Genomic DNA, 11,479 nt, shown 5'->3' with positions numbered 1-11,479 from the left:
GTAGTGCGGATAGTTGGTTTCGGTTTGGATGCTTGAGGAAACCGTAAAACATGATAAGGTCAGTTAACAAATAAGGAGACTAATACAATGACAAATGATACTTTACAATTATCCCAGAAATGGCGAGAAGAGGGGTTACGTTATGCAAGTGAAATTAATGCCTACGTGCGCAGAGGATTAGAAACTAACTGGGAGGCACCAGGAGAGGAGCCAATTGAAGATTCACGCGGACAATTAGCTTCGCAAGTTTACCAGTTTATTAAACAGGCGAATAGAACAAAGGAACAGGAAACGCTCCGTGAACAGTTTCCAGCTGCTTCTTGGCCATTTCAGGAAACGCACAGCCAACTGATGCGAGCTGTTTATCCAATTGCATTTCTCCATGATGGTGCATTACTTGTTGCAGCGCAAAATGAAGATTTTTCACGAACTGTCTATGTGATGGATAAACAGGAAGCAAACCGTATCGAGCACATACAAGCAGCAAGTTGTTCTGCGGATGGGCGCGACATTGCTTTGATGGATGAGCTAGGAGTTCGTATCGTACGCGAGCCCGATCGAGAGTTGAACGGCACTTTGCTGGCTACATACAAATGGGCGACAATCATCGACCAATTGCACGAAAAATACCCCGATATTGAGACCTTGCAGCCAGAAAGCTATCGAAGCGCAGATGTCATTCCATTCGCTGATGGCACGAAGTTGTTGGTGGTATCGCATGATGGCATTTATTTGATTGAGGAAACTGATGCCCTCTTGTTGCACCCGTCAGTGGAAAATATAAGGGAGTGGGCAGAGGAAGAGGATGACTTCACAGCAAGTTTAGCGATGCCACATGGAGCTGTTTCGCGAAGCAGCAGATGGCTGGCTTATGGAAGTCAAGACAGCGATCATATGTTGTTAGATATGGAAAAGTATGTTATGCATTCGTTTGAACCGATGTCGAGTTATCCGCATTACAGCTTGTTCAGTGCCGATAATGAGCATGTTTGGTTCAATGCATGTCATTTTTATAATGGATGTACACTTGGTATCTCACTCCATGATCTTAAACCGGACAATAATGAAGAGCCCCTTTCAATAGATGAAAGTATGCGTGTATATGCCGGTGTTGCAGTGCAAGGGGGCAACATTTTGGGTGACGCATATGGTTATTTACGAATGATTGATTTGGAGGGGAATGAACTTTGGCGTTACTTCGTATCTGGGACAATCAGTGGCATGGCATTAAACTCTGATGAGACAATATTGCTTGTCGGTACATACAATGGAATGCTACATATACTTGATTTAACAAGTACAGAGCCAAGTCCGTTTGAGATTAGCACAAGTTCAATACGTGAATCGTACCGCTGGATCATCTGGGATACTCAGCAACCACTGTACTGGTAGTTTTTATAGGCAGATTCTTTAAGGTTTATTTTATCAACATGAATGTATGAAAAAAGCTTTTACATATCAAGACGAAAAATCAAATAAAATTTGGACAATTGATTATTCTTCTTGTATCACTTTTCCGGAAATGCAACAGGCATACTAAAGTGACAAGGCGAAAATAATACTAAATGGAATAAAGGCTATAATAAAGGAATAGAAGTATCTACTTTCATGTCCGTAAACGCGGACGTCAAAGTGGGTACTTCTTTTTCAAGTAGAGGTAGTTTAAATAGGGACAAAAGAATTACTGATATGTCCAGGCTTATTTTTAAGATTTGAATTTAATACATCAAATTTTTTAAAAAAGCATCTTGAAATACAAGTACACGGTGGAGGAGAAGCTCAGCAAATTATATATTAGTATTATTGATTAGAGAATAAAACGAATGGAAGTATCCCAAAATAAAAATTGACTGGACACTAAATGGTGTCGTATAATTAAGACACCATTTAGTGTCCAATTTAAAAGGGAGAGGAGATTTTGAGCGAGAAAAATCAAGACCGTGATGTTTATGCTGCTATTGCTGACCCAACAAGACGTCAATTAATACGCTTGCTGGCGGATGCGGAAGAATTACCTCTTCACGAATTAACGTCTCAATTTCAAATGGGGCGTACAGCAGTTTCTAAGCATTTGGCGATCCTTAAAGATGCTGATCTCGTAATTGCTCGCAGGGTTGGTAGGGAAACGAGATATCGATTGAATGCCAAACCATTGCAAGAAATTCAAGATTGGGTATCGTATTACGAAGGATTCTGGAAAGAAAGAATGGCTAGATTAAATCTTTTATTGGAGGAAGAAAAATGAAAGCAGATGTATCTTTAGATTATCAATTTACAAGTTCAATCGAGAAAGTTTGGAACGCATTAACGGATTCGGACACTCTTGAAAAATGGATCTGGAAAAATGACTTTAAACCAATCGTAGGGCATAAATTTCAATTCCGAGCTGAGCCAAATGAATGGTGGGATGGAATTGTCAATTGTGAGGTGCTCAAAGTAGAAGAACCTCATACATTATCTTATACTTGGGCAAGTGCCGGAGAAACAACTACTGTGACATGGACGTTGACAGAAGGTTCAGATGGCACTACACATTTACATCTTGATCAAAGCGGATTCAGTGAAGCAACAAAAGCTCGTCAAGGAGCAATCGAAGGAGCTAAATACGCTTGGGTTAACAATGGTAATCAGCTCGAAAAAGTGTTAGCAGAACTGTAAACTATTTCTCCATTATGATACCTGCTTTTTTAAATAAAAAGCAGGTATCATATAAGAAATGAATAAAATAAACTGTTCTTCAACAATCGGACGCTTTCGGAACATAGAAAGCGTCATTTTTTTAACTTCTTTCAGCCTTTGCTGAAAGAAGTTAAAGCCTCCGGCAGATGTCACGGAATCGGAAAGGAGTACTTTGTGCTTGCACAAAGCCGATTCCGGACGCAATTATGCCGAGGCATAATTGATTGGATGTCATAAACATAACAAATGCAGTTGAAGTTGTGCTAACATGACAATACTAAATGGAATGGAGAGAATATCCGATGAAAATAAATCAATTAATTGCTAACAATATAAAACGCTTAGATGTCAACTTGTCGGAAGATCAATCTTTAGGAATTGCTGGATTGTCGGGCTCTGGTAAAACTACATTTTGCCAAACAATTGGTGAAGAATCTAAGAAGCGTCTTGTTTCTTTATTGCCAAAGGCAGAATATCAGTATTTGTTTCCTACTATTATGGAAACGAATTTCAGTGCCATCAAGATGGAAGAAATGCCTTTAGTCCTTTTTCTCGGGAAATCATCCATTTCTGCCAATCCACGTTCGACAGTTGGTACTCATACAGGTGTTTTTAAAGAGATACGTGAAAAGTTGGCAGATAAGTTTGATCTTTCTCCTGAAGTTTTTTCCTTTAATAATGCACTGGGTTGGTGTCCTGCTTGTAAAGGGCGTGGTACGACTAAAAATGTCGAATGTAAAAAGTGTAAGGGCAAGCGCTATAATCCGGAAGTTGAGCAATATAAGTTTGAATTATGGAATCAACCACATAGTATTTCCGATATAAACAATTTAAGCATAGAAGCGATTTATTCCCTTTCAGAGGAATTGGCGATTAGCGAAGAAAGACAACGTATTCTTACAAATATTATCCATATGAATATTGGTTACTTAACGTTAAATCGAATTATGGGTACCTTGTCTGGTGGAGAATTAACTCGACTGTACTTGGCAGAATTTATGGCAGCTAGTGAAAATACGGTCATTATTATAGATGAAATTTCTGTTGGTCTTGATCATCAAACGCTGTTGAAAATTTTAGAGCAAATTAAACAATTGGGCTATAAAAACCAAATTTGGCTTATTGATCATTCTGATACAGTGCTCGATACAGCGGATGAGCAGCTGTTCTTTGGACCTGGCAGTGGGAAATACGGCGGTAAAATTGTCGAAGTATCACCACGTCCAGAACCAGTCTATTGGGAACGAAATCAGGCAATGCCTACAGACTATTATCAATTTCATGATCTTTACTGTCGTAATATTGAAATGGCTAACATTCAGATTCCAAAAAATAGACTCGTAACAGTTACAGGTGAATCTGGCTGTGGGAAATCAACACTTGTCAATGAGTGCATCTCTAAGGACTTCCTAAAACGATATCCAAAAGATAAACTAGTCATGGTAGGACAAGACCGCAACCAATCAATTACAAGCCGATCAACGGTTGCAACGTTTCTTGATATTAAAAAGAAAATGACGAAATACAGTGATGACATTGACGATATTTTCCAACGTTCCATTGAAGACATTATCGAGGAGCTTCCACATGAAGACATCGCTCATAAACGTTTAAGTTTACTAATCAAACTTGGGCTCGGTTACTTGACGTTGGAAAGAAAAACACAATCTTTATCGACAGGGGAATTCCAATGTGTTCATCTAGTGTCTGAGCTGTTTTCGAACGCAAGAAATCCCCATACGCTGTTTATTTTTGACGAGCCTTCAAAAGGTTTATCACAAAATATTTTAAACCAATTTATTGATAGTGTTAGGGACATTCTCAAAGACGAATCCGTTTCTATCATGATGATTGAACATAATGCTTATATGATTGAGAGCTCTGATTTTATCGTTGATTTTGGAAAAAGACAGCAGGAGCCAGTTCAACACCTTGATGTTGTCGGCCATGATGATTATTTTAGTCAACTTAACAGTACAGATAGTGATGTTTCATTGCATATCTCTTCAACACTTGCTTCAAAAAGTGGCATCCATTACTTAGAAGACAATCATATTAGCTATTTTAAAAATGCCGAAAACATTTATAAAGGCGGTATTTTAAAAAGCTTGTCATCAATGGCCCGTTTAATTTATGGTGAGTATGAATCAGCAACAATCGCACCAGTCGTCGCCATCGATCTAGAAAGACACTTATATAGTCAGTATAGTTTTTTATATGAAATCGGTGGATTAATTAACCATATCGTGGCTGCACATCCGACGAATAAAGATACGAGAAGCTTCGATTTCTTTAGTCAAGAAAACCATTGTCCTAGCTGTTCTGGACGCCTACAAATTGAAAAATTTGATTTCGATATTGTCATACAAGACAAAACAGTGTCGTTCTGGGATGGCTTATTACATCCAGACGTGATGGAAGTATTAAAATATTATCAATATCCGAAATTACAATTCCTTTTTGATGAGCTCAAGAATGAACTGGGTCAAGATATTAGTAAAAGCTACAATGAAATGACAGAGGAAGAAAGACATACATTCCTCTATGGTTATTGGGAAAAATCATTTTATGATAAAGCTAGTAAGTCCTCAAAAAAATGGGAAGGTTTTAATTTTATCCTTGGACGTTATATCGTTATTTCGAAATCAAACATTAAAGAGCAAATGAAAGAATCAAAAGAAATGATTGCCTGTCCAATTTGTCAAGGAGCGGTGCTAAACCATAAGAAAAAACTAACGTTTGGCGACACTGATATTCGCGAGATAATACATCAACCTATCGAACAGGTCATAAAAACAGTAGGGAACTTACCAGAGCTTGAAAAACTAAAAGCAATTGTAGGCGGCGATATGACTCTTACGGAAGATGTCTCCTTACTTCCTAGAGAAACACAAGTATCGTTAAAAATGCTTGAATTAGATCTAGCAAGCTTTGCTGGTTATGAAATAGTACTAAATAATGTTTTACCGTTTTGGGACAAAATTAAAGACAATATCGATGCAATCAGCAGCAAAAATTTAATAACAATTTGTGATTTTGCCAACATTGACGAAACGAGAGAAACCATCATTGATAAGTATTTCACAAATGGAAAATACAAAAAACTAACGTATGTCTATGAAGCATTTGGCTACAAAAAAATTGTGACACAAATGAATAAAATTAAAGCAAGTCATAAATGTCCATTCTGTAATGGGAAGAAAGTCATTTCAGAAGATAATCTCCACGATGGCGTCTATAAATTATCCGTACCATGTGTTAGTTGCTCTGCAAGTGGTATCAATGATGAAGGACGTAAGGAAATTGTCGATGGTGTAGACGTGCAAACATGGTTAACTGGCAAAGTAAGTGACGTTGTGGAAGAAAGCTTACGAACAGAGGCTGTTGCAGATATTCCAATTTTTAACCGTATTCGCGAGTTGAATAAACGAGATATGATGGCAATTTACCAATGCCTAGAGCAAAACAATTAGATTAACGAAAGTTACTTCAGATAGACTCATTTGCAATAATAAAATTGCAAATGAGTTTTTATGATATTCTGAAGATGAGCTTCTAAAAAGTCATTAGAAATTAAAGGGGAAAGATATGTATGACAGAATTAAAGGATTGGAAAAATAATGCTCGAGAGCAGAAATTCATCGCTTCTTTTAGCGGTGGAAAGGATAGTGTCTTAGCTTTATATAAAGCAATGAAGGTTGGAGAAGCGCTTGGATTAATCGTCATGTTGGAGGAAGAAGGAAATCGTTCCAGATCCCACGGAATGCCTCCGGAACTCATACGTGCTCAAGCGAAATCTATAGGTTTACCTGTTTTTACTGCAGCAGCCAGCTGGACAGAATACGAAAAAGTATTTATGCGCCTTTTAGAAAAAGCTAAAAATCAAGGGGCAGAAGTGTTAGTAACAGGAGACTTAGATATGCCTGAACATGGCTGCTGGCATGACAAGGTTACGAAAAATGCTGGGTTAAAGCTAGGCATGCCTTTATGGGAGATGGATCATCGTGATGCTGTTGAAGAGTTCATAAACCTAGGATTTGTTACAATTATTGTAACTGTTAATTTATCTTTGGGTATGCGCGAGGAAGATTTAGGGCGGACGTTAACCTATGAATACATAAAGGAGCTTGAAGCTCGGGGTATTGACCCTTGCGGAGAAGGTGGAGAGTTCCATACTACAGTATTAGATGGGCCAATTTTCAAACAACCTATTCCAGTTCGTAAATGTGCTGTTATTAAAAACGGTGAATATGCGTTTTTACCTTTAGAACTAGATGAATAACTAATCTTATAGATAAGTGAACAAGAGTATAGTTGTAAATAGCGTAATAAATATTTCTCTTTAAATACGGTGAATAACATGGGGCATCATCTATCTATTTGAGGAATCGTTTTAGTTTTGGACTAACTATATGTAGATTGGTTTGTCGGTATCCTACGTGTTATGGACATATTTACATATATGAAGTAGTATGCGATTTCTCCAGCACTTGTGCACGTCATTAATTGAATAAAACACGTATATAAAGTGTTTTTTACTATCTCCAAAGCGAAACTTAGTGCCTCTCCAGATGCGACTGAATAATATACTTTTCTTTATAAACTATATAAAGGGTCACCGGAGGATAATGACCCTTTTTAAATATTCGAAGGGAAAGGATAACCTTATATTATCCTAAAAATTATGGGATAGATGGCGGTATTGGGTATTAATAGAATCCGATGAAGCTAGTGCCGACAATAATCAATAGAATGAATAGTACAACGATTAGCGCAAATGCTGAACCAGTACCATAACCACTACCGCTACCGCAATATTCAGACATAGTTATTACCTCCTTTCTACAATCTATAATATGAATAGTTGTTAAAAGGAACTGCGATATTTATCTACTCCTTGAATATAAATTTTAAAAAAACTTCCCATAGCAGTTGTTCTGTCAATTTTATCTTGCAGAAATACAATATGAATATCCTTTGCTTCAAAATCTTCCACGATTGCAACTAAACGCAAAGTCCTTCGACAATTACATTAAATTGAAGTGATAACGACTGATCTTGCGTATTAACACGCGCATACCTAAATTTCAAATCTTCCTTTCTTTATACCTTAACGATGTCAAAAAGGGGAACTTAACGTATAATTTGGGTATATTTTTGATTATATTAGTAAATTAACAATACTTAAACAGTTGCGCAAATAACACTCGCTAATGTTCCATGATGTGATAAGATGGGAATGTACGTTTGATTATTGCTGAATAGTTTAAGGGGGAGAAATGATTGGGCGAAACAAAGTATAGGCAAATATGGAACTTAGATAGTTTGTTCCAAGGTGGAAGTAAATCATCACAATTACATGAACATATAAGATATTTGGAACAAGAAATTTCTGAATTTGAAGAAAAAGCAAATTCCTTTAATGTTCCACAAAAAATAAATGAATCAATTAATATTGTGGTTTTAGTTGAATACATAGGAGATATTCGAACTAATATATCTCAAGCAAATTCTTTTATAACTTGCCTTCTTGCTCAAAGTCCAAAAGATCAGGAGGCTATAATTCTCCAAGGGATCATTACGACAATAAATACTCGTTTTGAATCGGCATTGAAAAAAGTAAAAAATACTCTGGTAAAAATTGATTATCATTTGTGGCAGGGTCTACTGAATACTGATGTTTTAGCAAATTTTAAGTTTATACTGAATGAATGGCGTGAAGACGGTGAGACAACCCTTTCAGATGGAGAACAAAATTTAGTTTCAGACCTCATGGTAGATGGATATCATGCTTGGGGGCAATTTTATAGTTCTTTTATAAATAATTTTACGATTAAAGTTCAAATAAATGGAGAACAAAAAAATGTATCCGTCGGTCAAGCTATCAACTTACGTTCACATCCTAATGAAGATGTTCGTAAAGAATCCCATTATGCTTTAGAAGATACGTGGAAAGAGAATGAAGAACTATTTGCGAAAATATTAAATCATATTGCAGGCTTTCGATTACAAGTTTACAAGAAGTGTGGCTTAGATAATGTAATACAAGAATCTTTAATTAAAAATCGTATGAAGGAGGAAACGCTTCATGCGATGTGGTCTGTCGTTAATAAATTTAAAAAACCCTTCACTGACTACCTAAATCAAAAAGCAAAAATAAATGGCTATAAAAAGATGCAATCATTTAACTTTTGGGCACCTATTACAACAAAAAAACAAAAAATTGAATACGAAGATGCTGTTAATTTTATTTTGGAGCATTTTAGTGAATTCGGAACAGAATTAGAAAATTTCTCTAAAAAGGCATTTAGTGAAGGATGGATAGAAGCTGAAGATCGTGCAAATAAGTCCGCTGTTGCATTTTGTTCAGGTTTTCCACTTTCGAAAGAATCAAGAATTTTCATGACATTTGGCGGTACAATTACAGATGTATTAACACTTGCTCATGAATTAGGACATGCCTTCCATAACGATGCAATGAAATCTATTAATGGCGTGAATAAACAATATCCAATGAGCATTGCTGAAACTGCTTCAACGTTTTCAGAGATGATTATATTAGATGCGGCAATGCAAAAAGCTGAATCTACTAATGAAAAATTATTTTTGCTTGATGAGAAATTAAAGCGTAGTGTCATGAATTTCATGAATATTCATTCTCGGTTTTTATTTGAAAAGAAATTTTATGAAGAACGTAAAGAAGGAATTGTTTCATCATCACGCTTAAACGAAATTATGCAAGAAGCAATAGATGAAGGCTATGATGGTTCTCTTGATAATCCTTCACTGCATTCATGGATATGGACACCACATTATTATATGACACAATCTCCTTTTTATAATTTTCCATATTCATTCGGATATTTGTTTGCATTGAGTTTATTTGCAAAGGCAAAAGAAGAAGGTAAAGAATTCGAAAGATGTTATTTAGATTTGCTTCGCGATTCAGGGAGTATGTGCACAGAGGAATTAGTGATGAAACATTTAGGTGATGATATCACTTCGGAAGCTTTTTGGAAAAAGGGAATAGAATTATGCATTAAAGATGTGGATGAATTTATCAAATTAAGTAGAGAGTGTATCATTATTTAAAGATGACGAACCTTAATGACAAAAGAAAATAATCCAACCGCCATTTGTAAGTGGACTTTCCCAGTAGCCTTATACTAAAGGTGCAGATGAGGTGAGGTAATGGTGTTAAGAAAATATTTAAGTATTATTTCATTGTTATTGTTTTCTTTGTTCATTATTTTCGCCTTTATTACACCAATTGAAGTGAACGGAACCTCGGAAATTGGGGACATTGTGGTTATTTCTTTAATAATCGCTTCATTTCTAACTGCATTTTTTAGCCAAAAGGGGAAGTTGAGAATTTTTGCGTTAATTGTTTCCGCGATGCCACTGCTTTTTCTACTAGGATTGATAGTACTACCGATATTTTATTTATTAGAGCAATAAGCGGGTACGTTCTTTGAAGATGGTGAAGTTATTAATATTCAATTCACGAATATCAAAACAAAAAGACAGAGTTCATTAGGTGAATCTGAAACTTTAACACCAAAATTCTTTTTAATCCTACCAATATGGGCTATTGGGGTACTATTGATGTGGAAATTTCTTACCAAAAACAAATTGGAAAATGCTTTTTGTTTCAGAATAATATTGAGCAACTCTATTGCTTTGGTTAACTATTCCTATCGGTTTAAAGTTTGCGTTTCAATTTATATAAGAAGATCGAGGAGAAGATATATTTGTTGTTTGATCACCTAAATGGGTTTGAAAATTGATAAATAGAGTGGTGATAAAGTGGACAATGCAAATTCTTTATGCCGTTTTCGAGAATGATATTCAATTGCCGATTTTGGATATTACACATCCCCTTTTCAACGCAAGTATTGATGAACAAGCGTATCATTTGAGCTGTCTCAAGTCAGCCAAGAGCATTGAATCATTAAAAAAGATGCCTGGCTTTATCCGCAACATCTTTGTGAAAATGTCGAATGTTGACAATTCCTATCTTAGCGGCATGCGTACTTTGCTGTACAAACTTGGCCCCGACTTAACCAACGGGATAAAATTAGGTTTCCGGGACAAGTGGGCGGTGAAGCAAACTTCTTTCATGGGACTCCGGATCAGGCTGAGGGATCTTTGCCGGCGCCAGTCGGAAATTTTGCTCCCCCAGCTCAAGCAATTCCCTGAACGGAACCTTTGTTTCTTCAATATCGCTGGGGGAGCCGCTACCGACAGTATTAACACCTTAATTCTCATTCAAGAATCGGACCCAGAATTATTAAAGGAACGCAAGATTGAAATCAATATTTTAGATATCGATACTTACGGCCCCAATTTTGCCAAACGATGCATCGACGTTTTGAAGAAGCCAGGGGAACGCTTTCAAGACCTGGACATTACCCTCAATATTATTCATTATGACTGGAATCAACCAGAGGCATTATTAAAGATGTGTTTAGAACGTTTCGACTGGATTCAGCTCTGTTCATCGGAGGGCGGTCTATTTGAGTACGGTTCGGATTCAGATATCATTGAAAATCTAAACCATTTCTATACTAACTCTCCGGAGGACGCTAGGGTCACGGGTTCATTAATTTTTGACCGAGCGCATGTAAATCCGGGATACTTGGGATTTACAGAGTTTGTTGGCGTGCAAATCCAATATCTTGGGCTAGAGGGATTGCAGCGGATTTTAAGTCAAACCTCTTGGGTTTTGGAAGAATCCCATGAAATTGATACGATCTATCTTCTGTTTTCATTGAAGAAGCGTGACTAAAAATAAAAAGTA

General features: G+C 36.6%; 10 protein-coding genes. 8 read left to right on the top strand and 2 right to left on the bottom strand.

Annotated features, from left to right (window positions below):
- Positions 1-87 precede the first annotated feature (87 nt).
- From ACIQZA_RS05105 to ACIQZA_RS05085, 5 genes are all read left to right on the top strand, one after another.
- Entirely contained in the window at positions 88-1,392 is a 1,305-nt protein-coding gene (locus ACIQZA_RS05105) for a PQQ-binding-like beta-propeller repeat protein (RefSeq protein WP_402880448.1), read from the top strand.
- Between the two features lie 526 nt (positions 1,393-1,918).
- Complete coding sequence (locus tag ACIQZA_RS05100; RefSeq protein WP_400938141.1) at positions 1,919-2,245, top strand: ArsR/SmtB family transcription factor; 327 nt, start codon at positions 1,919-1,921, stop codon at positions 2,243-2,245.
- Positions 2,242-2,658, top strand: coding sequence for an SRPBCC family protein (locus ACIQZA_RS05095; protein WP_400938143.1), 417 nt, complete (start codon positions 2,242-2,244; stop codon positions 2,656-2,658). The genes ACIQZA_RS05100 and ACIQZA_RS05095 overlap by 4 nt, the downstream gene beginning before the upstream one ends.
- 323 nt (positions 2,659-2,981) lie before the next feature.
- Complete coding sequence (locus tag ACIQZA_RS05090) at positions 2,982-6,152, top strand: ATP-binding cassette domain-containing protein (RefSeq protein WP_402880451.1); 3,171 nt, start codon at positions 2,982-2,984, stop codon at positions 6,150-6,152.
- 119 nt (positions 6,153-6,271) lie between these two features.
- Positions 6,272-6,961, top strand: coding sequence for a Dph6-related ATP pyrophosphatase (locus tag ACIQZA_RS05085; RefSeq protein WP_402880453.1), 690 nt, complete (start codon positions 6,272-6,274; stop codon positions 6,959-6,961).
- A 427-nt stretch (positions 6,962-7,388) separates the two neighbouring features.
- Here ACIQZA_RS05085 and ACIQZA_RS05080 read toward each other — a convergent pair whose 3' ends face one another.
- Both ACIQZA_RS05080 and ACIQZA_RS05075 read right to left on the bottom strand, forming a co-directional pair.
- Positions 7,389-7,505, bottom strand: a complete 117-nt coding sequence (locus ACIQZA_RS05080; RefSeq protein WP_132362314.1) for a YjcZ family sporulation protein — start codon at positions 7,503-7,505, stop codon at positions 7,389-7,391.
- Between the two features lie 41 nt (positions 7,506-7,546).
- Entirely contained in the window at positions 7,547-7,675 is a 129-nt protein-coding gene (locus ACIQZA_RS05075; protein WP_400938327.1) for a hypothetical protein, read from the bottom strand.
- Between the two features lie 287 nt (positions 7,676-7,962).
- Here ACIQZA_RS05075 and ACIQZA_RS05070 point away from each other — a divergent pair, with 287 nt between their 5' ends.
- The 3 genes from ACIQZA_RS05070 (at position 7,963) to ACIQZA_RS05060 (ending at position 11,467) form a co-directional block, all read left to right on the top strand.
- Positions 7,963-9,771: a M3 family oligoendopeptidase gene (locus ACIQZA_RS05070; protein ID WP_402880455.1), complete on the top strand. Its 1,809-nt coding sequence runs from the start codon at positions 7,963-7,965 to the stop codon at positions 9,769-9,771.
- Positions 9,772-9,870: 99 nt separating this feature from the next.
- Positions 9,871-10,137, top strand: coding sequence for a histidine kinase (locus ACIQZA_RS05065; protein WP_402880456.1), 267 nt, complete (start codon positions 9,871-9,873; stop codon positions 10,135-10,137).
- 355 nt (positions 10,138-10,492) lie between these two features.
- Complete coding sequence (locus ACIQZA_RS05060; RefSeq protein WP_402880458.1) at positions 10,493-11,467, top strand: hypothetical protein; 975 nt, start codon at positions 10,493-10,495, stop codon at positions 11,465-11,467.
- Positions 11,468-11,479 lie beyond the last annotated feature (12 nt).

It is taken from the genome of Lysinibacillus sp. NPDC096382 (assembly GCF_044762845.1).
Lineage (GTDB): Bacteria > Bacillota > Bacilli > Bacillales_A > Planococcaceae > Lysinibacillus.
Note: the sequence above shows the minus strand (reverse complement) of the source record. Positions and strands in the feature narration are given on the sequence as shown.

Coding starts and splice junctions, on each gene's coding strand:
- ACIQZA_RS05105 (WP_402880448.1), top strand. CDS start 88: ATGACAAATGATACTTTACAATTATCCCAGAAATGGCGAGAAGAGGGG.
- ACIQZA_RS05095 (WP_400938143.1), top strand. CDS start 2,242: ATGAAAGCAGATGTATCTTTAGATTATCAATTTACAAGTTCAATCGAG.
- ACIQZA_RS05090 (WP_402880451.1), top strand. CDS start 2,982: ATGAAAATAAATCAATTAATTGCTAACAATATAAAACGCTTAGATGTC.
- ACIQZA_RS05085 (WP_402880453.1), top strand. CDS start 6,272: ATGACAGAATTAAAGGATTGGAAAAATAATGCTCGAGAGCAGAAATTC.
- ACIQZA_RS05080 (WP_132362314.1), bottom strand. CDS start 7,505: ATGTCTGAATATTGCGGTAGCGGTAGTGGTTATGGTACTGGTTCAGCA.
- ACIQZA_RS05065 (WP_402880456.1), top strand. CDS start 9,871: ATGGTGTTAAGAAAATATTTAAGTATTATTTCATTGTTATTGTTTTCT.
- ACIQZA_RS05060 (WP_402880458.1), top strand. CDS start 10,493: ATGCAAATTCTTTATGCCGTTTTCGAGAATGATATTCAATTGCCGATT.